Source organism: Dyella thiooxydans (genome assembly GCF_001641285.1).
GTDB classification, from domain to species: domain Bacteria; phylum Pseudomonadota; class Gammaproteobacteria; order Xanthomonadales; family Rhodanobacteraceae; genus Dyella_A; species Dyella_A thiooxydans.
In genome coordinates this window covers 1,466,700-1,489,913 of the sequence record NZ_CP014841.1, presented here as the reverse complement: position 1 = coordinate 1,489,913, position 23,214 = coordinate 1,466,700, and the positions used below count along the sequence as shown (strand labels likewise).

Sequence of the window (23,214 nt, the reverse complement as noted above, 5' to 3'; positions counted from 1 at the left end):
CCTCAGCGCATGCGTTCCATGCAGCTGCGGTAGCGGCTGTCCACCCGCTGGGCAAACCAGGCGGTGGTGAGCCGGCGGGTGATCTTCGGGCTCTCCAGCCGGATCCTCGGCAGCATCGCGCGCGGCAGCGGCCGGCCGTTGAGGCGGTCGGCGAGGGCGAAGACCCGGGTGTAGGTGTCGGTCTGCGCGAAGTCGGCCTGCTCGCCCTTGGCCAGCGCGCGATGGATTTCACCTTCGCCCAGATCCAGCCGGGTCGCCAGGGTGCGCAGGGCCAGCTCGGTCTTGCCCACCTCGCTCCAGCTGCTGTAGTTCACCAGGTCGCCATCGAGATCGAGCGGAATGCCGGACGCGCGCGTCACCGCGTTCTGGAACGCCGCGTTGCGGCTGGCGTAGAAGCCCGCGTTGTAGTCGGCGAAGCGGTAGATCGGCGAGGGATAGTCGGCCGGATAGCCGAGCAGGTGGGCGATGCCGAAGTACAGGCCGCCGCGCCGGCTGAACACCTCGTGGCGGATCGAGCCTTCGATCGGGTAAGGGTAGGGATGGTCCTTCGCGTACTGCTCGGCAAAGGCCACGCTGACCTGCATCGGGCCGCCGGTGTGGATCGGATTGGCGTCGCCGAACAACCGCTTGCCCAGCGGCACCATGCCGATGAAATCCTCGTAGACCCGGCTCAGCTCGCGCTCGCTGCGTACCGCGTCGATACGGTCGGCGTAGCTGCGGCCGTCCGGGCCATGCAGCGCCAGCGCCGCGCGGACCAGGAACTGCGGAATGTGATGCTCGGCGGCACGACGGTCGATCTCGGCGCGGGCGATCCGGCCGAGCCCGGGTACGGTCGGATCGGACTGGAAGTTGGACTCCTGGCCGGCCACCGCGATCACCGCGCAGAGATTGCCGCGGTCCGGTTCGATCCGCTGCGCGGCGAGCGCCGCGGTGATGTCGCGGGCCCAGCCGCTGCGGTCGTCGGCGCTCGCGGGCAGCACGTGGATGATGCGCGCCTGCACCCGGGCCGGGTCGTAGCCGGGGGACTCCGCTTTCGGCGTGGTGCAGCCGGCGACCAGGGCAACCAGGGCCAGCGTGAGCAGGCGGGCGGACCACGGGCGTCGCCGGAGGGAAGTGCGTGCTCGGCCGGGTGGCTGGCTGGCGATCATCAAGGACGGGGTCGGCCGGGAAAGGGCGCATTGTCCGGCATCGCGGCTGTCGGCTGCTTGAACCTCATTCCAGGCCGTCGATGTGCGCGCTGTCGAGCTCGTGGCCGCCATCGTCCGGCTCCGGCCCCTGCAGGCGGACGCGCAGCGCCAGGTCGGTCTGCGAGTCGGCGTGCGCAAGCGCCTCCCGGTAGCCGATGCGACCGGACGCATAGAGCCGGTAGAGCGACTCGTCGAAGGTGAGCATGCCGTGATCGAGCCCCTGCTTCATGGCTTCCTTGAGCGCGAGGACCTCGCCTTTCTCGATCAGGTCGGCAACGTAGGGCGTGGACAGCAGGATCTCCGCGGCCGGCAGGCGCCTGCCGTCGACGCCGCGCAGCAGCCGCTGCGATACCACCGCCTTGAGGTTGAGCGAGAGGTCGATGCGCAACTGGTGGTGGGCCGAGTCGGGGAAGAAATTGATGATGCGGTCCAGCGTCTGGTTGGCGTTGTTGGCGTGCAGGGTGGACAGGCACAGGTGGCCGGTCTCGGCGTAGGCGATCGCTGCCTGCATCGTCTCGCGGTCGCGGATCTCGCCGATCATGATCACGTCGGGCGCCTGCCGCATGGCGTTCTTCAGAGCGGCGGCATAGCTCATCGTGTCCAGCCCCACCTCGCGCTGGTCCACCATCGACTGCTTGTGCGAATGCAGGTACTCGATCGGCTCCTCCACGGTGAGCATGTGGCCGGTCCTGCGGGCGTTGCGGTAGTCGATCATCGAGGCCAGCGTGGTCGACTTGCCCGAGCCGGTGGCCCCGACCATCAGGATCAGTCCGCGCGGCAGCATGATCAGATCGCGCAGGATTGGCGGCAGGTTCAGTGCCTCGATCGACGGAATCTCCCCGGTGATGAAGCGCACCGCCAGGGCGACATGGCCGCGTTGCCGGTAGACGTTGACGCGGAACCGCCCGGTGCCGGAGAGGCCCAGCGCGAGGTTCATCTCCATGGTGGCCTCGAACTCGCGCTGCTGGCGGTCGCTCATGATCGAGTAGGCCAGGTCGCGCAGGTTCTCCGCCGTCAGCGGCTCGCCGTCGAGGTGGTACGTTTCGCCGTCGATCTTGATGTGCGGCGTGGCGCCGACGGAGAAGAACAGGTCCGATGCCTTGCGTCCGGCCATCACCTGCAGGAACCGCGTCAGTTCGATCGCCATGATCAGTCTCCGCCCACGGATGGCGCATCCTAGCGCGGGCAACGCCCGGCCGGGCGGTTCGCGGGCGGCGCCCGCGATGCCCGCACGATCGTCCGGCTCTGGCAGAATCGGCCGTCCATCCGTCCAGACGAGATCGCCGCATGTCCCAGGCCCGAACCGAGCCGGCCCGTTCCCCTCGCCGCGTGCTGCTGGCCAGCCTGGTGGGCACCACCATCGAGTTCTTCGATTTCTACATCTACGCGACGGCCGCCGTGCTGGTGTTTCCGGCGCTGTTCTTTCCCTCCGCCGATGCGACCTCGGCCACGTTGCAGTCGCTCGCCACCTTCGCGCTGGCGTTCTTCGCGCGGCCGGTCGGCTCGGCGCTGTTCGGCCACTTCGGCGACCGGGTGGGGCGCAAGGCGACCCTGGTCGCCGCGCTGCTCACGATGGGGCTGTCGACCGTGGCGATCGGCGTGCTGCCCACCTACGCATCGATCGGCGTGGCGGCGCCGGCACTGCTGGCGCTGTGCCGCTTCGGCCAGGGGCTGGGCCTGGGCGGCGAGTGGGGCGGGGCGGTGCTGCTGGCGGTGGAACACGCGCCGCCGGGGCGACGGGCCTGGTTCGGCATGTTTCCGCAACTGGGCGCGCCGATCGGCTTCTTCCTGTCGACGGGGCTGTTCCTCTGGCTGACCCGGGCGATCGGTGAGCCGGCGTTCTTCGCCTGGGGCTGGCGGGTGCCGTTCGTGGCCAGCGCGGTGCTGGTGGCGGTCGGCCTGTGGATGCGTCTGCGCCTGACCGAGACGCCGGCGTTCGCGCGCGCCATGGCGCAGCAGGAACGGGTACGCCTGCCGATGCTGGAGGTGGTGTTGCGCCATCCGCGTGCGCTGCTGGCGGGAACGTTCGCCGCGCTGGCCACCTTCGTGCTGTTCTACCTGATGACGGTGTTCAGCCTGAGCTGGGCGACCAGCCGGCTGGGTTACTCGCGCGAGGGCTTCCTCGGCCTGCAGATGCTCGGCGTGTTGTGTTTCGCCGTCACCATTCCGCTGTCCGCGGCGTGGGCCGATCGCACCGGCGCGCGTCGCGTGATGGTGGTGGCGACGGTGCTGATCCTGCTGTTCGGGCTGGCAATGCCCTGGCTGTTCACGGCGCACAGCGTCTGGCACGTGCTGGCGTTCCTCGGCCTGGGGCTGGCGGCGATGGGGCTGACCTATGGTCCGCTCGGCACGGTGCTGGCGCACATGTTCCCGGTGGCGGTGCGCTACACCGGCGCATCGCTGGCCTTCAATCTGGCGGGCATTTTCGGTGCGTCGCTGGCGCCGTACTTCGCGACCTGGCTGGCCGTGCACCACGGGCTGACCTGGGTCGGGCTCTATCTGGCCGTCGCGGCGGCGATCACGCTGGCGGCGCTGGCGGCGGTCCCGCACGCGCATGACCGGGTGTCCGCGTAATGCGCGGCCGCAGCGTCCCCGTCTCAAGAAATCGCGCGGGCCGCCGATAGGCCGGCATGAGTCCGTCGTGGTCGTCCGAAGGGTCGCTGGCACCAGAGGCAGGGGCGTGCCGGCTTGGGCGGTCCGCTTCGCGCCAGGTTGTCAACACCTTCGACCGCGATGGCGTTGAGTTTCCGGGTCGTCCATGTTGAATCTCTCCGTATTTCCCGACTTTCTGGCCATCGGCGGCCTGGCGCTGGTGTTCGCGTCGCTGCTGCGTCGCACGCGCCAGACCCGGCTGCGCTACTGGCTGGTGGGCTGGGTGATGATCCTGGTGCACATCATTGCCCAGTTGGTCTACCTCAATGTCCCGGCGCTGGAGCACGCCGGCGAGGCGCTCTCGCTCACCATGCTGTTGCTGACCAGCGTGTCGTTCATCTGGGCCGGGCACGACCGCCGCTCGGGCTGGGCCAACGGATTCGCCTGGAGCCTGCTGGCCGCCATGCCGGACGTGGTGTTCGTGGTGCTGCTCGCCTGGGATGTGGGCGATCGGGCGGTCTTCCTGTCGCTGACCGGCCTGGCCGCATGTACCGCGATGGGACTGTTCCGTTCCGACCGGCGCGGCGCGCGCCCGCGCGAACGTCGCCTGCTGGGCAGCGTGGTGCTGCTGGCCTATGCGGTCCAGGCGGTGCTGGTGGCCCGGGACGCGCTGGATCCGGCGCTGATCTGGATGCTGTTCTGGCACTACGCGCTGGTGGCCTATTTCTTCTGGCGGGGCTCGGACCGCGCCACCCTGGGCGTGTCCTTCACCACGCTGAGCTTCGTTGCCTGGTCGCTGGTGTTCCCGGTGGCCGCGGCGCTCGATCGCTGGCTGCCGGGGCTGGGCATCCAGAACGAGGCATGGAACCTGCCCAAGTTCATGGTGGCCACCGGCATGATCTTCACCGTGCTGGAGGAGCAGCTCGGCGTGGCCAAGCACGCGGCGCTGCACGATCCGCTTACCGGTCTGCCGAACCGCCGACTGTTCGCCCAGCGGCTGGATGCCGCCCTGGAGCGGGCGCGCCGCGATCGCCGGCGCATCGCTTTGCTGGTCATCGACATGGACGATTTCAAGCAGGTGAACGACACCCGCGGCCACGCCACCGGGGACGCCGTGCTCGCTGCGGCAGCGACGCGGCTGCAGTCGCGCCTGCGGGTCACCGATACGCTGGCGCGGCTCGGTGGCGACGAGTTCGCCGCGATCCTGCCCGAACCCGGCCCGGACGAAGCGATCGCCGGGCAGGTCGATCGGCTGCTGTCGGCGCTGCGCGCGGGCTTCGAGATCGAGGGTGAGTGCATCGTGGTACAGGCCAGCATCGGCGTGGCGCTCTACCCGGCGGACGGCGAGGATGAAGCCGGCCTGCTGGCCGCCGCCGATCGGGCGATGTACGCGCGCAAGTTCACCGCGCGCGATCCGCGGGGCGATTGAGGCTTGCCCCGGGGGCCAGGCGCCGCCATGTTGGAGGGCCTGCAGTCGCGGATCGGCATCGCCATCCGCCAGAGATACGAGGAGGCAGGCCATGGCTACCGGTTGGGCCGGCGACGGCGCCGTGCAGGACCAGATCGACGCGACGGTGGATGCCGCCGTGCAGCGCGCCCGGCGCCAGCTCCACCAGGGTCCGGGCCTGACCCACTGCGAGGAGTGCGGCGAACCCATTCCCGAGGCCCGTCGCAAGGCGGTGCCCGGCGTGCGCCTGTGCGTGGCGTGCCAGTCCGGACAGGATCGGCAGGGGCAGGCCGCCGCGCTGTTCAACCGTCGCGGCAGCAAGGACAGCCAGCTGCGTTGAGCCGCCGTTCCGGAGCTTCGCTGCCCCGGCGGGACGCGCCAGTGGCGATATTGCGGTGCACGTTTACGGCAGTGCCTGTAAACGTTTACATTGCCGCGTCACCCACCCGGGCCAGGGGGCCCGGACCTGCCGTCCCCGTGGAGAATCGATGAAGCCCCAGTTCCCCTCCGGCCTGCGTCCCCGCTCGCTGTTCCTGAGTTCCGCCATCGCACTTGCCGTGGCGGGCGTTGCCTGTGCGGCCCCGGCCGAGGTCGGTCAGCCGGTGCCGCCGTCCAATCCGCAACTGGTCACGCCGCAGATCGAGCAGAAGGTCGATGCACTGCTGGCGAAGATGACGCTGGCCGAGAAGATCGGCCAGCTGGTGCAGTACAACGACCAGGGCTCGTCCGCCCCCACCGCCGCCGACGCCGACAGCGCGATCGCGGTCAATCCGGAAACCCGCGACCACGTCGATGCACTGGAACTGGCGCGCAAGGGCGAGCTGGGCTCGATGCTCAACGTGATCGGCGCGGCCAAGACCCGCCGCTTCCAGGAGGCGGCGATGCACAGCCGCCTTGGCATCCCGATCCTGTTCGGTGCCGACGTCATCCACGGCTACCGCACCATCTATCCCGTGCCGCTGGGCCTGTCCGCCTCGTGGGATCCCCAGCTGGTGCAGGACGTCTCGCGCATGTCGGCGAGCGAGGCCACCACGGCCGGCGTGAAGTGGTTCTACTCACCGATGGTGGACATCTCGCGCGATGCGCGCTGGGGCCGCTCCACCGAAGGCGCGGGCGAGGACGCCTACCTCGGTTCGGCGATGGCGCGCGCCTACATCCGCGGCTACCAGGGCACCGACCTTTCGAATCCGCAGAGCGTGGCCGCCTCGGTCAAGCACTTTGCCGCCTACGGTGCCGCCGAGGCCGGTCGCGAATACAACACCACCGACATGTCCGACATCCGCCTGCGCCAGGACTACCTGCCGCCCTACAAGGCGGCGGTCGAGGCGGGCGCCGCGACGATGATGAGCTCGTTCAACGCGCTCAACGGTGTCCCGGCCACCGCCAACCCGTACCTGATGACCGACATCCTGCGCAAGGAATGGGGCTTCGACGGTTTCGTGGTCAGCGACTACACCGCGGTGATGGAGCTCACCCACCATGGCATCGCGCTGGACGCGGCTACCGCCACCGAGAAGGCGCTGAAGGCCGGTGTGGAAGTGGACATGATGAGCCACTTCTACGACACCCAGATCCCGAAGCTGCTGGAGGAGCACAAACTCTCCATGGCCACCGTGGACGAGGCCGTGCGCCGGGTGCTGCGGGTGAAGTTCGCACTGGGCCTGTTCGAGCATCCCTATGCCCGTGGCACCGAGGTGACCCAGGCGGTCGATGCGCACCGTCCGCTGGCGCGCCGTGCGGCGGAGGAGTCCTTCGTGCTGCTCAAGAATGGCGGTGACGGCAAGGCGCCGGTGCTGCCGCTGTCCTCCCACGTGAAGAAGCTGGCGCTGATCGGTCCGCTGGCCGACGACGCCAGCGAGATGCAGGGCGCCTGGGGCGGCGCGCAGCACCTGCCGGACGTGGTGACGCTGCGCGGCGGGCTGGCCGCGCGCATGAAGAAACTCGGCGGCGAGCTGCTGTACGCCAAGGGCACCGACGTCCTGACGGATTCGGAGGCGGGATTTGCCGCGGCGAAGCAGGCGGCCAAGCAGGCCGACGTGGTGGTGATGGCGCTGGGCGAGTCCTCCAGCATGAGCGGCGAGGCCGGGTCGCGCGCACACCTGGATCTGCCGGGCAACCAGCAGAAGCTGCTCGAGGAGATCGTCGCCACCGGCAAGCCGGTGGTGCTGCTGGTGTTCTCCGGTCGTCCGCTGGTGCTCGACTGGGCCGACCAGCACGTGCCGGCGATCATGGAGACCTGGTTCCCCGGCACCGAGGCCGGCAACGCGGTGGCCAATGTGCTGTTCGGCGATGTCGCGCCCAGTGGCAAGCTGACCATGAGCTTCCCGCGCGCGGTGGGCCAGGAGCCGCTGTACTACAACCAGTTCCCGACCGGTCGCCCGGCTGGCGACGCCGACCTGAGCAAGCCGCCGGCCGGCGACACGCGCTTCATCTCGCGCTACATCGATGTGCCGAACAGTGCGCTGTATCCGTTCGGCTGGGGCCTGAGCTACACCACCTTCGCCTATTCCGGCGTGCACGTGTCGCGCAACCGCGTGCCGCTGGTCGAGGCCGACCGTCCGGACGCGAAGGACCTGGTGACGGTCACCGCCACGGTGAAGAACACCGGCCAGCGTGCCGGTACCGAGGTGGTGCAGTTGTATGTGCGCAACCTCGGCGCCAGCGTGGAGCAGCCAGTGCGCAGCCTCGAGGGTTTCCAGCGCGTGGCACTCAAGCCGGGCGAGTCGAAGCAGGTGACCTTCCACCTTGGCTTTCCCGAACTGAGCTTCTGGAACGTGAAGAGCCAGCAGGTGGTCGAGCCGACGCACTACACCGTGTGGGTCGGCGGCAGCTCGTTGGCGACCCAGCAGGCGGATTTCGACGTGACGCCCTGAACGCATCGCGCGATCGCAACGGAAAACGGCAGCCTCGCGGCTGCCGTTTTCGTGTCGGGATTCAGTCCGCGTCGGCGTGCAGCCAGTCCGGCGCCGGGATCGCCTTGTGCGCGGCCGACAGGGCCGCCGACCAACGCTCGCGGATCATCCGGAAGTACGCATCGCCGTCTTCCAGGCGGTGGGTCTCCACTCGGTCGATGCTGTTGTTTCGGTAGACCAGCAGGTCCAGCGGCATGCCCACGCTGAGGTTGGAGCGCAGGGTGGAGTCCATCGAGATCAGCGCCAGCTTCACGCCGTCGGTCAGCGTGGTGGCGCTGGTCACCGCGCGGTCGAGGATCGGCTTGCCGTACTTGTGCTCGCCGATCTGCAGGAACGGGGTGTCGCGTGTCGCCTCGATGAAATTGCCGGCCGCATAGATCTCGAACAGCCGCATGGTGCGATTGGCGATCTGCCCGCCGAGCAGGATCGACACGTCGAAGGCCACGCCCTGCGCCTTCATCGCCTCGCCGTGGGTTTCGTACACCTTGCGCACGGCGGCGCTCACCAGCCCGGCCGCGGCGAACATCGTCGCCACGGTGTAGATGGTCTCCGGCTTGCCGGTTTCCGGATGCGGCAGGCCGTCCTGGATCAGGTTGATCACCGCCTGCGACACCGCCAGGTTGCCCGCGGTCATGGTGGCGATCATGCGCTCGCCCGGGCGATGGAACTGCTGCAGCTTGGTGAAGGTAGAAATGTTGTCCAGACCCGCGTTGGTGCGCGTGTCGGCGAGCATGACCAGGCCTTCGTCGAGGAACAGGCCCACACAGTAGGTCACATGAAACTCCTGGCTTGATGCGGCCCGGCCGTTGCCGGGGCGCCTATTGTGCCTGCTGCGCGGTCTCGGCGATGGACACTTCCACCTCGAGCGTTTCGGCGATGCCGCCGCGGCGCACGCCGCGAACCGGGGCGGCGTCGCGGTAGTCGCGGCCGCAGGCGATGCGCACGTAGCTCTCATCCGGACATTGCCGGTTGGCGGCATCGAACCCGACCCAGCCGAGGTCGTCGACCAGGATCTCCGCCCAGGCATGGCTGGCAGCGGCGGACTCGCCGCGGGGGCACAGGTAGCCGCTGACGTAGCGCGCCGGGAAGCCGAGTGCCCGGGCGCAGGCGATCATCACGTGCGCATGGTCCTGGCAGACTCCGCGCGCGGCGGCGAAGGCCTCGATCGCGGTGGTCTCGGCATCGGTGACGTCGGGCAGGTAGTCGACGTGGTCGCGCACGCCAGCGCAGAGCCGGTGCAGCCGCTCGATCTGCCCGCCGGTGCCGGCGGCCTGCGCGGCCATCGCCACCATCGCCGGGCTGGTTCCGGTCAGCGCGGTCGGCGCCAGGTAGAAGGCGGCGGGCAGGGTGTCCTGTGCATCACTCTGCACCCCGTGCAGGTCGCGCGTCTCCACGTGGCCGCGCACCGCGATGCGCACCGTCTCGACGCTGCGGTCGATGGTGTGGGTGGCCACCGGGTTGCCGAAGCCGTCGGTACAGGTCGGCTGCAGCTTGCGGCCGTCCACGCTGACCTGCCAGTCGCGGATGCGCTGGCCGTCGGCGGGCGCCGGCCACATGCGCAGCGCCTGCACGATCAGCGAGGCGGCCTGTTCGTAGCGGTAGGTGGTCTCGTGGCGGATGTGCAGCTGCATGGCTGGGGTGCCCGTCTAGAAAAGATGGCCGACTGCGATCTGCGTGCCGAGCGCCTCGGTCCGCTCGATCACGTCGGTGAGGAACTCGTGCAGGCCGGTGTCGATGATGCGGTCGACGCTGGCATAGCGCAGGTCGGCGTACAGCGAATGGGCGCATCGCTTGGCCTCGGCCACGCGGACCGGGTCCTGGTCCTCGATCGCGTCCAGGTGATGGGTGATCTGCTGGTAGCAGAACGCCAGCGAGCGCGGGAACACGCTGCGGGTGATCAGCAGCTCGGCGACCTGCGCCGGCTCCACCCGCCCCTTGTAGAGCACGCGGTAGGCGCGCCGGGCGCCGACCACGCGCAGGATCGCCAGCCACTGGTAATAGTCGATCACGCCGCCGACGTCGCTGACCTGCGGCAGGCGCACGTGGTACTTCACGTCGAGCAGCCGTGCCACGTTGTCGGCGCGCTCGAGGAACTGCCCGGTGCGCAGGAAATAGAAGCTGTCCCGCCGCAGCATGCTGTTCGAGCACACGCCGTGGAACAGGTCCACCCGCACGCGCACCCATTCCAGGAAATCGTTGAGCAGATCGGCGTTCTTCGGCGCATCGCGGAAGCGCGGCAGCTCCTGCCAGGCGCCCTGCACGGCGTCCCACATGCTGGTGGTCAGTGCGGTGCGCACCGTGCGCGCATTGCGGCGCGCGGTGTCGATGCAGTTGGCGATGGAGGAGGGGTTGTCGCGGTCGAAGGCGAGGAAGTCGATCACCGTCGCCTCGTCCACCGTGGCGTGCTTGGCGAAGTAGGGCAGGCTGCCGCCCGAGGCGATGATCGCCGACTCCCATTCGCTGCGGCGGTCGCTGTCGACCCGCACCGCGCTCATGTGCCCGGCCACCTGCAGCAGGCGGGCCACGTAGTCGGCCCGCTCCATGTAGCGGGCCAGCCAGAACAGGCTTTCGGCGGTGCGTGCGAGCATCAGTCTTCCAGTATCCAGGTGTCCTTGGTGCCTCCGCCCTGGGAGGAGTTGACCACCAGCGAGCCCTCCTTCAGCGCCACCCGGGTCAGTCCGCCCGGCACCACGCGGACCTGGTCGGCGCCGCACAGCACGAACGGGCGCAGGTCGACATGGCGCGGCGCGATGCCGTCGTCGACGAAGGTGGGCACGGTGGACAGCGACAGGGTCGGCTGGGCGATGTAGTCGTGCGGTCGCTGGACCAGCTGCTGGCGGAACGCCGCCAGTTCGTCGCGGCTGGCGTGCGGGCCGACCAGCATGCCGTAGCCACCGGAGCCGTGGACCGCCTTCACCACCAGCTCGTCGAGGCGGTCGAGCACGTAGGCCAGCTCGTCGGGCTTGCTGCAGTCGTGGGTCGGCACGTTCTTCAGCAGCGGTTCCTCGCCGAGGTAGAAGCGCACCATTTCCGGCACGTGGATGTACACCGCCTTGTCGTCGGCGATACCGGTGCCGACGGCATTGGTGATGGTGAGGTTGCCGGCGCGGTTGGCGAAGTGCAGGCCGGGCACGCCGAGCATGGAGTCGGGGCGGAAGACCAGGGGATCGAGGTAGTCGTCGTCGACCCGGCGGTAGATCACGTCCACCCGCTCCAGGCCTTTGGTAGTGCGCTGGTAGCAGACGTCCTTGCTGACCACCAGGTCGGCGCCCTCGACCAGGTCGATGCCCATCTCGTCGGCGAGGAAGGCGTGTTCGTAGTAGGCGCTGTTGTGGATGCCGGGGGTGAGCAGCACGATGGTCGGTTCGCCCGGACAGTTCGGCGGCGCCAGCGAGCGCAGCGTGGCCAGCAGCTCGTCGGGGTAGTGCGCCACCGGTGCCACCGTGTTGCGGCGGAACAGGTCCGGAAACAGCCGCAGCATCACCTCGCGGTTTTCCAGCATGTAGGAGACGCCGGAGGGCGTGCGGCAGTTGTCCTCCAGCACGTAGTAGTCGTTCGGTCCGGTGCGCACCATGTCGATGCCGCAGATGTGCGCATACATCTGGCCCGGCAGGTCCAGTCCGCACATCTCCGGCCGGAACTGGCTGTTGTGCAGCACCAGCCGTTCCGGCACGCGGCCGGCGCGGATGATCTCGCGGTCGTGGTAGACGTCGTGCATGAAGGCGTTGAGCGCGCGGGCGCGCTGCTCCAGCCCGCGCCGCAGGTTGCGCCACTCGGCCTGGGCCAGCACGCGCGGGATCAGGTCGAAAGGGATCAGGCGCTCGGCGTCGCCGCCCTCGGTGTAGACGGCGAAGGTGATGCCGATCCGGCGGAACAACACCTCGGCCTCGCGGCGCTTCAGCGCGAGCTGGTCCGGTGGGGTGTCGCGCAGCCAGGCGTCGATCAGCGCGTACGGCGTGCGTACGTCGTCGGGCCAGCCCATCTCGTCGAAAACCGTCGCTGCAGACACCCGTGGGATCCCCTCGAAGACGGGCTTCGACCGTGGCGGTCGCCGTCGGCAAAGTCAAGCAGGCGCAGCCTTACGGACGTCCATACGGCCACTCGCCTGACACCCGTCCGTGCCTTGCCAGATGCCCCGATCATCTCGGGGAAGGGGCGCCAACACACCCTGTGCCGGCAGTGTTGCGATGCCATTGAGTCAATCAGGACAATCGTTGTCATTCCCGGTTTGAAAAGCGAAGTGATGCCGCCCCGTCGGCGTGCTGGTCGGGGAGGGGACGATGAATTCCGCTTTGCAGCAGAATTCTTCGAGGTCTTCGGGTGTGGACTGGTTATCCGGCATGGTGCGCCTGCACCTGTCTGCCTGGATGGCCAGGACGGATATGGCGTCCGGTCACAGTTCGGAAAAAGTCATATAGACAACGTTGTCATTTCGGGAGTACCAAGGGCGGGCAACACCTCAGACATGCGGTAGCAGCAAGGACGCGGCGGCGAGCTTCCCCGTCGACCGGAGGAAGCCGGTCGTGGCATCGCCAGGTCATTCCACGCAGCGATGAATTTCAATCTGGAGGAAATCCCATGCTTGTGAAGCGATCGAATTCCCTTTCCCGGCTCGCCCTCGGCGTGCTCGGCAGCCTGGGCGGCTCGGTGATATCGGCGGGGTTGCTGGCGGCCGTGCCGGTACAGCCGCTGCACGCGCAGACGGTAGCCACGTGCGCCGCCGCCTGGAGCGCCGGCACCGCCTATTCCGGTGGCGCCACGGTCAGCGAGAACGGCGTGAACTACGTGGCCAACTGGTGGACGCAGGGCGACGATCCGGCTACCCACAGTGGTGGCTCGGGTTCCGGGCAGCCGTGGACATCGCAGGGTAGCTGCGGCGGCTCCGGCGGGACGGGTGGCACCGGTGGTTCGGGCGGTTCCGGCGGTGGTTCCGGTTCGACCTGCGCCACCGCCTGGAGCGCGGGTACGGTCTACACCGGCGGCAACACCGCCAGCGAGAACGGCGTGAACTACGTGGCGAACTGGTGGACCCAGGGCGACGATCCGGCCACCCACAATGGTCCGACGGGTTCGGCGCAGCCGTGGACATCGCAGGGCAGCTGCGATGGCTCCGGCAGTGGTGGCACCGGCGGTACGGGAGGCACCGGTGGCACGGGAGGTACCGGAGGGACTGGCGGCACGGGCGGCACGGGCGGTCCGGCACCGGGCAGCCTGCTGTTCAGTCCCTACAAGGACGTGACCATCAACCTCAACTGGAACACCAACACCATGCGCACCGCGGCAGCCACCGGCTCGCCGATCCCGGTGGTCGGCAGCGGCAGCCTGGTATCCGACTACCTGCCCAACATCGGCGCGATCACCCTGGCGTTCGCCTCGGGCGAATGCGGCAGCGAGAGCTGGGGCGGCATTCCGGCGGCCAACTTCGCCACGGCCAACATCCAGCCGCTGGCCGATGCCGGGGTGAACTACGTGGTGTCCACCGGCGGCCAGGCGGGCAGCTTCACCTGCGGCTCGCCCGCAGGCATGGCGCAGTTCATTTCCCGCTACTACACCTCGCACATGGTCGGCGTGGACTTCGACATCGAGGGTGGGCAGAACCAGACCACCATCAACAACCTGGTGGCCGGCGCGGTCTACGCGCAGAGCCTTTACCCGAACCTGCGCTTCTCCTTCACCCTGGCGACCCTGGCCGCATCCGACGGCAGCTACGGCGGCGTCAACAGCCTGGGCGACATGGTGGTCCGCGCGGTGATGGCGTCGTCGTTGCAGAACTACACCATCAACCTGATGGTGATGGACTTCGGTGCGGCGAGCCCCGGCGTGTGCGTGGTCGCCAACGGCCAGTGCAACATGGGCCAGTCGGCAATCCAGGCGGTGACCAACCTCGAGCACACTTATGGCGTGCCGGCCAGCCACATCGAGTTGACGCCGATGATCGGCACCAACGATGTGAGCAGCGAGGTCTTTACTACCGCCGACGTGGATACGATGACCACCTACGCGATCAACGCCGGGCTGGTCGGCGTGCACTTCTGGTCGCTGGACCGCGACACACCGTGTTCGGGCGGCAGCACCGGCTACGCCTCTCCGGTGTGCAACTCGGTCAATGGCACCACCTCGCTGGAATACAGCAAGCGGTTCCTGTCCGACCTCGGGCGCTGATCCGAGGCAGTCGTACCGCGCGGACCCGGTGGAGGCCGGGCCCGCGCGTCTGGCGTTCGACCAAGGCCGTGTCGACACCGGGCCGGCGCGCTCGCTAGCGTGGTCGACCATGTACTGTCCGCCGGCCCACCGATGACCGCCCTGCAGCACCGGCACGCGCCGGATCCCGGTTTCTACGCCCTGTTGCTGGGAGCCACCTTCCTGATGGGTTCGAGTTTCATCGCCGGCAAGATCCTGCTGTCGCAGGGTGTGCCGGCGATCCTGCTGGTCGGATGGCGGTTCCTGGTGGCGGCGACGGCGACCCTGCCGCTGCTGCTGGCCAGCCGGAAGCCATTGGCCCGGGTGCTGTGGCCGGCGGGCATGCACTGGCGCCACGTACCGGTCGTCGCGGCGATCGGCCTGCTGCAGACCGCCGCCGTGATGGGCCTGCTGTTTGTCGGCATGCGCACGATCCCGGCCGCGGCGGCGGCGATCCTGTTGTTCAGCAACCCGATCTGGGTGGCCTTGCTGGGGCGCCTGATCCTGCACGAGCGCCTGGGTGCGGTAAGGCTCGGCGGGCTCGTGCTCGGCATGGCCGGCGTGGCGCTGGCGATCGGGCCGGGCGCGCTGCTGCAGGGGCAGCGTGCGGCCTTGGCCGGCGAGCTGTGCTGTCTGGGATCGGCGCTCTGCTGGGCGGCGGCGACCACGCTGAACAAGCGCGCCGCGCTGCCCATCGGCGGGCTGGCATTGAATTTCTGGCAGATGCTGGTGGGATCGCTGGTACTGCTGGCGCTGGCGCATGCCGGAGGCGAGCGCTGGCCGGCGGGGTTCACCCTGGCTGACTGGGGCTGGTTCGCCTGGCTGGCGATACCCGCATCCGCCGGGTCGTTCGGGCTGTGGTTCGTGGCGCTGCGCCGGGGTGGCGCCACCCATGCCAGCGGCTGGCTGTTCCTGGCGCCGTTGTTCGCGGTGTTGCTGAGCTTCGTGGTGCTGCACACCACGCTGGCGCCATCGCAATGGCTGGGCGGTGCGGCCATCGCCGGCGGACTATGGCTGGTGAACCGCGCGCCTAGAGCAGGTTCTCCACCGGCAGCAGCTTGATCAGGCCAACCTCGACCTTGCGCCCGGCGGTTGCGTCCGGATCGCTGGTCAGGGTGACCATCTTGCCGTCGTCCATGCCGCGCCAGACGAGCGGCGCGTGCTGGCGTGGCTTGGTCGGATCCAGCATCACGCGCCAGGCGCGGGTGGGCGCCGTCGCGGAGTCGAAGAACTGTTCCACCGCCTTCGCCAGTGGCGCGTTGTCCACGATGATGCCCATCTCGGTGTTGAGCAGTTTGGAGCGCTCGTCCATGTTCATCGAGCCGATGAACGTTTCGTGCGAGTCCACCACGATTGCCTTGGCATGCAGGCTGACGCCGGACGACTTGCCGGCATCCGTGGCCGGTTGCTTCGCGCCGGGTTGCGGGCGCAGCTCGTACAGTTCGACGCCGCCGCGAAGCAGCGGCAGGCGGTAGCGCGAATAACCGGCGTGCACGGCCGGCTCGTCGGTGGAAGCCAGCGAGTTGGTCAGCACCTGCACGCGTACGCCGCGCGCCGCGATGCCGGTGAGGAAGGCGGTGCCGTCGTCGCCGGGGATGAAGTACGGCGAAATCAGGCGTACATCGTGCTTCGCGCCGTCCATCATCGCCTTGATGTCCGGGCCGATGCGCAGTTGCGGGTCGTCACCGTCGGCGTCGATCTTGGCCGGCTGGTCGGCCACCAGCACCGCGTGCCCCCAGAACCACTTGCCGGGCCGGTCGCCGGAAGGGCCGTGCGGCAGCTGGTCGAGCGTGGCCTGGGCATAGTCGCTCTGGGCGAACTTGCGCGCATGCTGCGCCAGCTGCTCGCGCAGCCGGGCCAGGTCGGCCGGGCCGGCGTGTTTCCCGCTGTAGGCTTTCACCGGGTAGGCCGCGTCGCAGTTCCAGTAGGTGTCGAAGGCCTGCGAGGCCTGCCTCACGACCGGACCGATGGCGATCAGGTCGAGATCGCGGAAGTGGGTGTTCTGGCCCGCGTCGAAGTAGTCGTCGCCGATGTTGCGTCCGCCGATCACGGCGACGCTGTTGTCCACGATGAAGGACTTGTTGTGCATGCGATGGTTCAGCCGGCTGCCGTCGAGCACGAACTGCGCGGCCTTGGCCAGGCCGGAACGGGCCTGGGTGCCGAACGGATTGAACAGCCGCACCTCGATGTTCGGATGGGCGTCCAGCGCATCGAGCATGTCGATCTCGTCGCCCACGTTGATGTCGTCCAGCAGCAGTCGCACGCGCACGCCGCGGTCGGCGGCGGCCAGCAGGCGCTGGGCGACCAGCCGGCCGGTGTCGTCGTCGGCGAAGATGTAGTACTGCAGGTCGAGGGTGTGCTTCGCGTGGTCGGCCAGCACCACCCGGCTCATCAGCGCATTGGTGCTGAAGGTCAGCAGGCGGAAGCCCGAGAGATCGCCGTGCCTGGACACCTCCCGGTGCACGTAGCGCGTGCTCGGCGTGTCGTGCTGCGGCGGCAGGGCGGTCGACGGATGCTTCGCGAAATCCTTGCGCAGGGTGGCGCAGCCATCCAGCGCCAGTGCGGCGAGCAGGATGATCGCGAGTTTCGGCAGGTTCCGGCGCATGGCGTACCTCTTCGTTGCGGTCGCGCCGCATCGTGCCCGGCTTCCGGGGCCGGCGAGCGGTCCGGCAGAACAGCCTGCCGACGCTGTCGTGAACGGGGCGCGATCCGGCGGAGCATCGGTGCCGGCCGGATCATCGCGCATTCACGGATGCATGCGTGGCGTGGACGTCCCGGCGGTGCGGGGCGGTCCGCAATGTCGTTCCCGGGGCATTGTCGTGGGTCCATGTGCGCGTGCAGCATCTACACTGGCAGGCCCCTGATCCCCCTCTGGAGTTTTCCATGCGCATGCTCGTTCTCGGTGCCGGTGGCACCGGCGGCTATTTCGGTGGCCGCCTGGCACAGTCCGGTGCGGACGTGACTTTCCTGGTGCGCGAGGCCCGTGCCGCGCAGCTGGATCGTGACGGGCTGGTGATCCGCAGCCCGCTCGGCGACGCGCGGTTCCCGGTGCGGCACCTCACTGCCCCGCAACTCGCTGGCGCCGCTGCGGCGCAGCCGTTCGACATGGTGCTGCTGAGCTGCAAAGCCTACGACCTGGATTCCTCGATCGAGGCGATCGCGCCGGCGGTGGGCGAGGGCACCACGGTCTGGCCGATCCTCAACGGCCTGAAGCAATACGAGTCGCTGGATGAGCGCTTCGGCGAGCAGGGTGTGCTCGGCGGTCTGTGTTTCATCAGCGCGACCAAGAGCGATCGCGGTGAGGTGCTGCACCTGGGGCGGCCGGCTTCGGTGACGTTCGGCGAGCGCTCCGGCGATCCGCGCAGTGCGCGTTGCCAGGCGCTGGCCGATGCCTTCGCGGCGGCCGGGGTGGACCACCACTATTCGGAACACGTCGCGCGCGACCAGTGGATCAAGTTCGCCTTCCTCACTGCGTTGGCCGGCGCCACCTGCCTGATGCGGGCGAGCATCGGCGACATCGTTGCCGCCGAGGGCGGCCGCGCCTTCGTCGAAGGGCTGTACGAAGAGTGTCTGGCCGTGGCGGAAGCCGCGGGCCACTCGATTCCCGCCGAGGCACGCGACAAGGCGCTGGGCATGCTGACCCAGGCCGGATCGAGCGTCACCGCATCGATGCTGCGTGACCTGGAGAGCGGCCAGCGCACCGAGGGCGCGCACATTGTCGGCGACATGCTGCGCCGGGCCCGTGCGGCCGGGCAGGCGGCGCCGCTGCTGGACCTGGCGTGGGTGCACCTGCAGGCCTACGAGGCACGGCGACCGGCCGGTTGACCGGGGCGCTAGAGCATCCGGCGCAGCGTGTTGTCCCGCTTGATGAAGTGGTGCCATAGTGCGGCGACCACGTGCAGGCCGATCACCCAGTAGAAGATCTCGCCCAGCGATTCGTGCAGCTCCTCGACGAACTCCCGTGCGCCCGGGTCGGCATGCACCAGCGCAGGGAGGGGCGTGCCCGACCACGGCAGGGTGACCGCCTCGCCGGCGTAGTTCACGGCCAAGATGCCGAGCACCGGCTGCGCCAGCAGGAACAGGTACAGCGCCAGATGCGTGATCCGTGCCGCCAGCACGGAAATGTGGCCGGGTGCGGGAACGATGGGCGGCCGCGGCCCGAGCGCCATGCCGAGCACGCGGACCGCCAGCAACGCCAGCACCGCCAGCCCGGCTAGGTAGTGCCCCTGCATGGCGGGCCCGACGGCGCCGCCATGGTCTTCGTCATCCCCCACTTCCACCAGCAGGTAGGCCGCCACGACGGCCAGCACGGTCAGCCAATGGGCCCAACGGACCGTCGCGGAGTAGCGGTTGCGCGAAGGTGCATGCATCGGTCGGAGACCTCGGGCTCAGGGTTTGGGTCGCGGCGTCGTGGCGACGCTGGGCGGCAGGATCGGCAAGGTGACCTGCGGCTGATCGCCGGAAAGACTGCCGAGGAAGGCGGTGATGCTGTCGATCTCCGCGTCCGTGAGCTGGGCCCCGAGCTGGCTGCTGCCCATTACCGCCACCGCCTGGCGCAGGTCCCAGACCTTGCCCGAGTGGAAGTACGGCGGCGTCAGCGCGACGTTGCGCAGCGACGGCACGCGGAACACGTAGGCGTCGCTCGCCGTCTTGGTCACCGCGAAGCGGCCGCGATCGTCCGGCGGCAGGATCTCTGCACCGGGACGCTCGACCACGCCGAATGGCGCATACATGGCACCACCCACGTTGATGCCGGCGTGGCAGGCGGCACAGCCCTTGTTGATGAACAGCGCCAGCCCCTCGCGCTGGCTCGCATCGAGCGCCTTGGCATCGCCCTTGAGATAGCGGTCGAATGGCGCGTTCGGAGTGATCAGCGTGGCTTCGAACAAGGCGATGGCACGACGGATGTTTTCGAACGTGATCGCGTCGCTTCCCCCGGGGAACGCCTTGGCGAACGCCTGGACATAGCCCGGGATGGCGCGCAGCTGCTCGACCACGTGGGCCTCGGTGGTATCCATCTCCACCGGATTGACCAATGGCCCGCCGGCCTGCTGCTCGAGATCCTTGGCGCGGCCGTCCCAGAACTGGGCGATGTCGAACACCGCGTTGTACACCGTGGGCGCGTTGCGGCCACCGTGCTGCCAGCGGTGGCCGAGCGAGGTCTCCTGCAGGTCCACGCCGCCCATGCCGACCATGTGGCACGAGTTGCAGCTGATCGCATGACTTTCGGACAGGCGAGGATCGAAGTAGAGCATCTTGCCCAGTGCCACGCGCTGCGCCGTTGCCGGATTGCCCGGCAGGGCCGGCGGCGTCGAGGGAATCGGCTTGAACAGCTGCTGGGCCTGGTGCTGCAGGTCCGACTGCGACCAGGCGGGTGCGGCCAGCAGGCTGGCCAGCGACAGTGACGCGATGAGGGAAAGTGATCGCATGGCATCGTTCCTCCGGTGGCGGGACAGGAAAGCGTGGCGCGCAATCAGTTGCCGCCGCTGTCGTCACCCGTGCTGCGCTCGCGCTGCTCCTGCTCGGTCTGGGTGCGCGCCGGATCGCCCTTGCCGGACGACGACGGCGTCTGCGGCCGGGTGCGCTCACGGGTTTCCTGCTGGGTCTGCATGGGCTGCATGCCCGGCCCCATCCCCTGGTTCATTCCCTGGTTCATCCCCCGTCCCATGCCTTTGTTCATGCCCGGTCCCATACCCGGTCCCATGCCGCCGCGCGCTCCTCCCATCGGAGGCATGTCGGGCAACTGCATGCCGCGCTCCTGGGCGCGTTTCTGCATCTCCTCGTGGTGCTGCGATCGAAACGCCTGGCGTTCCTGCGCCGTCTTGAGGCTGCGCATCTTCTGCCGATACGCATTGCGTTCGGCGGGGGTCATCAGTTGCGATCCGTAGATGGTTTTGCCGCCCGCCGTGCTGCCGGCGACGGGACGGCCTTGCTGTCCGGCGGAAAAGGCCGGCGACGGCAGGCTGCACGCCAGCGAGAGGGTGGCTGCCGCGAGGGAGAACAGGATGGGTCGGCGCATGACGGAAGCTCCATGTGGGGTGTCGGATGCCCCACTATCGCGCCCGGTTCGCGGCTCTTCTTGATGCTGGTCAACAATGGCGCCGGTCGCGCCCGGCCTAGTCGTCCATGGCGGGCGGCACCATGCTCATCAGCAGGCGATTGCCGCCGCGTCGTTTCGCCGCGTACATGGCGTCGTCGGCGAGCCTGAGCAGGGTGTCCTCGCTCTCTCCGTGGTCGGGGTACAGGGCGATCCCGATGCTGGCCGATACCCGTACCGATCCGCCTTTCATGGCGAACGGCTGATGCATCGCGCGGCGCAGCTTCTCGGCCACGCGCAGTGCGTCCTCGTGCTGCTCGATCCGTGGCAGCAGCACGGCGAACTCGTCCCCGCTCAGGCGCGCCACGGTGTCCGATTCGCGTACGCAGCCGGTCAGGCGCCTGGCAACTTCCTGCAACAACTGGTCGCCGGCGCTGTGGCCCTGCTGGTCGTTGATGTCCTTGAAGCGGTCCAGGTCGAGGAACAGCATGGCGACGCGACCGACCTCACGCCGGGCCAGCGACAGCGCATTCGCCAGCCGGTCGCGGAGCAGCGTGCGGTTGGGCAGGTCGGTGAGGTGGTCGTAAAGCGCCAGATGGTTGAGCTGGGCCTGGATCTGCTTGCGTTCGATCGCCGCCGCGACCTGGGTGGAGACGAACTGCAGCAGCTGCAGATCACTTTCCCCGTAGGTCACCTCGCCGCTGTAGCTCTGCACCACCAGCGCTCCGATCACGCCGCGCGGAGCGATCAGCGGAACGCCGAGCCAGGCCAGCGGCGCGTGGCCGGGCGGGCGGCGGGCGATGACCGCACGGACGCTTTCGCACGGATGTTCGGCATCGTCGGATCGGAACAGCAAGGGTCTTCCGCTACCGATGACCTCCCCGCTGAGCGTCCCGGAATCGAGCCGGCGCGGTTCGGGCGGGGCATCGAATTCGTCGACGAAGTAGGGGAAGCTGATGGTTCCCTCGAGTTCGTCGTGCAGGGCGACGAAGCAGTTCCGCGCCGGCAGCAGGCCGCCGATGATCTCGTGCACGCGGCCGAACAGCTCGCTCAGGTCGGCGGCGGCGTGGGCCGCCTCGGAGATGGCGTACAGCGCAGACTGCAGCAATTCGGACCGCTTGCGGCCGGTGACATCGCGGGCCACCGCCACCCGCACGCCGTCCTCCGGCGAGTGGCGGGCAGTCCACATTACGTCGACTACGCTGCCGTCCTTGCGGACATAGCGGTTCTCGAAGTGCGGCGAGGCGGTGCCATCCACGATGGAAGCGACATGGGTGAAGGTGCGCGCATGGTCGTCCGGATGCATGAAGTCGGTCATGGGGCGACCGATCATTTCCTCCGGCCGGTAGCCGAAGATCTGTTCGCTCGACGCGCTGACATAGACGAACTCATGCTGGTCGTTCACCACGCAGACGGCGTCGACCAGCAGATCGATCACGTTGGCCAGCGGGGGGAGGTAGCCGGGGGGAGTCATGGTCTGGGGATGCCGGTTCGTTCGGGGACTCGGTGGCGTATGCATGATGCGTGCCGATTTCGCGGGTCACCTCATGGCGATGCGCCGGCACGTTCCAGCAGCATCGGCAGCGCGGTCGACCAGAGCGTCCAGTCATGGTGGCCGGGAAGCATCACCACGTGATCCGGGGTAAGCAGCGGGGACATCAGCTCGATCGGCGCACGGAAGCGCTCGTGGTCGCCGTAGGCCAGCCACGTCGTGGCTGTGCGGCCGGGGCGTTGCCGCCATTGCTGCAGGGAGCGCCACAGCTCGCGCTGGAACGTCTGCGGACCGACCGGCCGGACCGGGCCCGGCTTCCAGGAGGTGAGGCCACCCGCGGCGACGATCTCGCGGTGGATCGGTGCGTCGCCGAGGTAGGGCGACAACAGCAACAGTCCGTGGACCACCCCGGGGTGCGCCTGGTCGTAGAGCAGGGCACCCAGGCCGCCCAGCGAGATGCCGACCAGCCAGACCCTCCGGTAACGGCCGAGCGCCGGCCTGACGATCTGCTGGTCCAGCCGGGGGATCGCCTCCCCGGCACGGTAGTAGGGAAGGGTCAGGCCGGTCAGCAGCACGTCGGCGTCGGGCCATCGACGCTGCACGAGTTCCGCCACGCGATGACGCAGCAAGGCGTCGATGCTGTCACCACGGCCGGGAAGCACCACGACCAGCTGCGTCGCGTGGGCCCCGGAAGGCATGAGGCGGCTGGGGATCGGGCGGCGCGGGTCGCCGGTGGAGGCACAGCCGCACAGCAGGATGATCGAGACGATCAGGACGGCCAGTTGGCAGGCAAGACGGCGGGGCACGTCGGGCTCCTTGCACGTGTACGCGCTTGTGCCGGCGCGGCTGGATGCAACGTAGCACGGGTGCGCGGACGAGGCAGCGCCGGACCGATGGCGGGCCCAGTGCTGCATCGCTGCCGCCGCCGATTTTCCGTCTCCGCGCCAGCTCCCGTCTCGGCTGGCTCGCCGTACCCGCCCCGCACGGGGAGGGCTGGGCTGCGGACATCCGGTCTGCGAAGTGAAGGGAGCGGACATGCGGATGTCGGGTCGGGGGTTTTGCGACGACCGAGGTTCGCTCTCGCTGCGTGGCACTCGCGTCCTGCGGGTGCGGCCGGCGGATACCGGAGTTTCGTTCGGCGCGATGTGCCTGGCACGCCGACGGACATCCTTGCCGACGATCTCGGCGTGCTCGCGGACCCACAGGGTCACATACTGACCCGCACGGATCATGGGGTTGCCCGCGGGAGCGGGGGGGGGGGCGCCGGAAGCTGTTCGGCCCCGCCAGTGGCCTTGCGGACGTGGGCATCACCGGCGCTGACGTTCGATCGCGGCGCCCTACAACGCCAGGCAGGCGGGAAGTAACCG

19 protein-coding genes are annotated in these 23,214 nt (G+C 68.9%); 7 read left to right on the top strand and 12 right to left on the bottom strand.

The features are described from left to right. Window positions 1–2 precede the first annotated feature (2 nt). Both ATSB10_RS06845 and ATSB10_RS06840 read right to left on the bottom strand, forming a co-directional pair. Window positions 3–1,148 (bottom strand): DUF1615 domain-containing protein, encoded by a 1,146-nt coding sequence (locus ATSB10_RS06845; protein WP_063671542.1) that lies wholly within the window; start codon window positions 1,146–1,148, stop codon window positions 3–5. A 64-nt stretch (window positions 1,149–1,212) separates the two neighbouring features. Continuing rightward, entirely contained in the window at window positions 1,213–2,334 is a 1,122-nt protein-coding gene (locus tag ATSB10_RS06840; RefSeq protein ID WP_063671541.1) for a PilT/PilU family type 4a pilus ATPase, read from the bottom strand. A gap of 140 nt (window positions 2,335–2,474) precedes the next feature. Here ATSB10_RS06840 and ATSB10_RS06835 point away from each other — a divergent pair, with 140 nt between their 5' ends. From ATSB10_RS06835 to bglX, 4 genes are all read left to right on the top strand, one after another. Further along, window positions 2,475–3,761 (top strand): MFS transporter, encoded by a 1,287-nt coding sequence (locus ATSB10_RS06835; protein ID WP_083966112.1) that lies wholly within the window; start codon window positions 2,475–2,477, stop codon window positions 3,759–3,761. Window positions 3,762–3,945: 184 nt separating this feature from the next. Further along, window positions 3,946–5,208: a GGDEF domain-containing protein gene (locus tag ATSB10_RS06830; protein ID WP_063671537.1), complete on the top strand. Its 1,263-nt coding sequence runs from the start codon at window positions 3,946–3,948 to the stop codon at window positions 5,206–5,208. A gap of 91 nt (window positions 5,209–5,299) precedes the next feature. Continuing rightward, window positions 5,300–5,566, top strand: a complete 267-nt coding sequence (locus tag ATSB10_RS06825; protein ID WP_063671535.1) for a DksA/TraR family C4-type zinc finger protein — start codon at window positions 5,300–5,302, stop codon at window positions 5,564–5,566. Window positions 5,567–5,714: 148 nt separating this feature from the next. Then, window positions 5,715–8,099 (top strand): beta-glucosidase BglX, encoded by a 2,385-nt coding sequence (gene bglX / locus ATSB10_RS06820; RefSeq protein ID WP_063671533.1) that lies wholly within the window; start codon window positions 5,715–5,717, stop codon window positions 8,097–8,099. Between the two features lie 61 nt (window positions 8,100–8,160). Here bglX and ATSB10_RS06815 read toward each other — a convergent pair whose 3' ends face one another. From ATSB10_RS06815 to ATSB10_RS06800, 4 genes are read right to left on the bottom strand one after another with little or no spacing between them, the layout of a single operon-like run. Next, a complete protein-coding gene (locus ATSB10_RS06815) occupies window positions 8,161–8,913 on the bottom strand; it encodes a proteasome-type protease (RefSeq protein WP_063671531.1) in 753 nt (250 codons plus the stop codon). A 43-nt stretch (window positions 8,914–8,956) separates the two neighbouring features. Beyond that, window positions 8,957–9,769, bottom strand: a complete 813-nt coding sequence (locus tag ATSB10_RS06810; protein WP_063671529.1) for a transglutaminase family protein — start codon at window positions 9,767–9,769, stop codon at window positions 8,957–8,959. A gap of 15 nt (window positions 9,770–9,784) precedes the next feature. Next, window positions 9,785–10,726 carry an alpha-E domain-containing protein gene (locus ATSB10_RS06805; protein WP_063671527.1) on the bottom strand — a complete coding sequence of 314 codons (942 nt, stop codon included), beginning with the start codon at window positions 10,724–10,726 and terminating at the stop codon, window positions 9,785–9,787. Further along, window positions 10,726–12,120, bottom strand: a complete 1,395-nt coding sequence (locus ATSB10_RS06800) for a circularly permuted type 2 ATP-grasp protein (RefSeq protein ID WP_063671525.1) — start codon at window positions 12,118–12,120, stop codon at window positions 10,726–10,728. Before ATSB10_RS06800 ends, ATSB10_RS06805 begins: the two co-directional genes overlap by 1 nt. A gap of 596 nt (window positions 12,121–12,716) precedes the next feature. Here ATSB10_RS06800 and ATSB10_RS19815 point away from each other — a divergent pair. Both ATSB10_RS19815 and ATSB10_RS06790 read left to right on the top strand, forming a co-directional pair. After that, window positions 12,717–14,300, top strand: coding sequence for a carbohydrate-binding protein (locus ATSB10_RS19815; protein WP_063671523.1), 1,584 nt, complete (start codon window positions 12,717–12,719; stop codon window positions 14,298–14,300). 132 nt (window positions 14,301–14,432) lie between these two features. Next, on the top strand, window positions 14,433–15,380 hold the full coding sequence (locus ATSB10_RS06790) for a DMT family transporter (RefSeq protein WP_063671521.1): 948 nt from the start codon (window positions 14,433–14,435) through the stop codon (window positions 15,378–15,380). Here ATSB10_RS06790 and ATSB10_RS06785 read toward each other — a convergent pair. Further along, window positions 15,349–16,923, bottom strand: coding sequence for a phospholipase D family protein (locus tag ATSB10_RS06785; RefSeq protein WP_063671519.1), 1,575 nt, complete (start codon window positions 16,921–16,923; stop codon window positions 15,349–15,351). The two genes, ATSB10_RS06790 and ATSB10_RS06785, sit on opposite strands and share 32 nt — an antisense overlap. Before the next feature lie 278 nt (window positions 16,924–17,201). Between ATSB10_RS06785 and panE the strand changes: the two genes are divergently transcribed. Beyond that, window positions 17,202–18,143: a 2-dehydropantoate 2-reductase gene (gene panE, locus ATSB10_RS06780; RefSeq protein WP_063671517.1), complete on the top strand. Its 942-nt coding sequence runs from the start codon at window positions 17,202–17,204 to the stop codon at window positions 18,141–18,143. Between the two features lie 8 nt (window positions 18,144–18,151). Here the strand turns inward: panE and ATSB10_RS06775 are convergent, their stop codons facing one another. From ATSB10_RS06775 to ATSB10_RS06755, 5 genes are all read right to left on the bottom strand, one after another. Then, window positions 18,152–18,688, bottom strand: a complete 537-nt coding sequence (locus ATSB10_RS06775; RefSeq protein WP_063671515.1) for a cytochrome b — start codon at window positions 18,686–18,688, stop codon at window positions 18,152–18,154. An 18-nt stretch (window positions 18,689–18,706) separates the two neighbouring features. Then, window positions 18,707–19,747, bottom strand: coding sequence for a cytochrome-c peroxidase (locus ATSB10_RS06770; RefSeq protein WP_063671513.1), 1,041 nt, complete (start codon window positions 19,745–19,747; stop codon window positions 18,707–18,709). Between the two features lie 44 nt (window positions 19,748–19,791). After that, window positions 19,792–20,337 carry a hypothetical protein gene (locus tag ATSB10_RS06765; RefSeq protein ID WP_063671511.1) on the bottom strand — a complete coding sequence of 182 codons (546 nt, stop codon included), beginning with the start codon at window positions 20,335–20,337 and terminating at the stop codon, window positions 19,792–19,794. A 97-nt stretch (window positions 20,338–20,434) separates the two neighbouring features. After that, window positions 20,435–21,829 carry a sensor domain-containing protein gene (locus tag ATSB10_RS06760; protein WP_063671510.1) on the bottom strand — a complete coding sequence of 465 codons (1,395 nt, stop codon included), beginning with the start codon at window positions 21,827–21,829 and terminating at the stop codon, window positions 20,435–20,437. Window positions 21,830–21,900: 71 nt separating this feature from the next. Beyond that, window positions 21,901–22,653: an alpha/beta fold hydrolase gene (locus ATSB10_RS06755; RefSeq protein WP_063671508.1), complete on the bottom strand. Its 753-nt coding sequence runs from the start codon at window positions 22,651–22,653 to the stop codon at window positions 21,901–21,903. Window positions 22,654–23,214 lie beyond the last annotated feature (561 nt).

Excerpts from the sequence above, each read along its gene's own strand:
- ATSB10_RS06805 (WP_063671527.1), bottom strand. The coding sequence starts at position 10,726 with ATGCTCGCACGCACCGCCGAAAGCCTGTTCTGGCTGGCCCGCTACATG.
- bglX (WP_063671533.1), top strand. The coding sequence starts at position 5,715 with ATGAAGCCCCAGTTCCCCTCCGGCCTGCGTCCCCGCTCGCTGTTCCTG.
- ATSB10_RS06830 (WP_063671537.1), top strand. The coding sequence starts at position 3,946 with ATGTTGAATCTCTCCGTATTTCCCGACTTTCTGGCCATCGGCGGCCTG.
- ATSB10_RS06835 (WP_083966112.1), top strand. The coding sequence starts at position 2,475 with ATGTCCCAGGCCCGAACCGAGCCGGCCCGTTCCCCTCGCCGCGTGCTG.
- ATSB10_RS06845 (WP_063671542.1), bottom strand. The coding sequence starts at position 1,148 with ATGATCGCCAGCCAGCCACCCGGCCGAGCACGCACTTCCCTCCGGCGA.
- ATSB10_RS19815 (WP_063671523.1), top strand. The coding sequence starts at position 12,717 with ATGCTTGTGAAGCGATCGAATTCCCTTTCCCGGCTCGCCCTCGGCGTG.
- panE (WP_063671517.1), top strand. The coding sequence starts at position 17,202 with ATGCGCATGCTCGTTCTCGGTGCCGGTGGCACCGGCGGCTATTTCGGT.
- ATSB10_RS06825 (WP_063671535.1), top strand. The coding sequence starts at position 5,300 with ATGGCTACCGGTTGGGCCGGCGACGGCGCCGTGCAGGACCAGATCGAC.
- ATSB10_RS06760 (WP_063671510.1), bottom strand. The coding sequence starts at position 21,829 with ATGACTCCCCCCGGCTACCTCCCCCCGCTGGCCAACGTGATCGATCTG.
- ATSB10_RS06800 (WP_063671525.1), bottom strand. The coding sequence starts at position 12,120 with ATGGGCTGGCCCGACGACGTACGCACGCCGTACGCGCTGATCGACGCC.
- ATSB10_RS06765 (WP_063671511.1), bottom strand. The coding sequence starts at position 20,337 with ATGCGCCGACCCATCCTGTTCTCCCTCGCGGCAGCCACCCTCTCGCTG.
- ATSB10_RS06770 (WP_063671513.1), bottom strand. The coding sequence starts at position 19,747 with ATGCGATCACTTTCCCTCATCGCGTCACTGTCGCTGGCCAGCCTGCTG.
- ATSB10_RS06785 (WP_063671519.1), bottom strand. The coding sequence starts at position 16,923 with ATGCGCCGGAACCTGCCGAAACTCGCGATCATCCTGCTCGCCGCACTG.
- ATSB10_RS06840 (WP_063671541.1), bottom strand. The coding sequence starts at position 2,334 with ATGGCGATCGAACTGACGCGGTTCCTGCAGGTGATGGCCGGACGCAAG.
- ATSB10_RS06775 (WP_063671515.1), bottom strand. The coding sequence starts at position 18,688 with ATGCATGCACCTTCGCGCAACCGCTACTCCGCGACGGTCCGTTGGGCC.
- ATSB10_RS06790 (WP_063671521.1), top strand. The coding sequence starts at position 14,433 with ATGACCGCCCTGCAGCACCGGCACGCGCCGGATCCCGGTTTCTACGCC.
- ATSB10_RS06810 (WP_063671529.1), bottom strand. The coding sequence starts at position 9,769 with ATGCAGCTGCACATCCGCCACGAGACCACCTACCGCTACGAACAGGCC.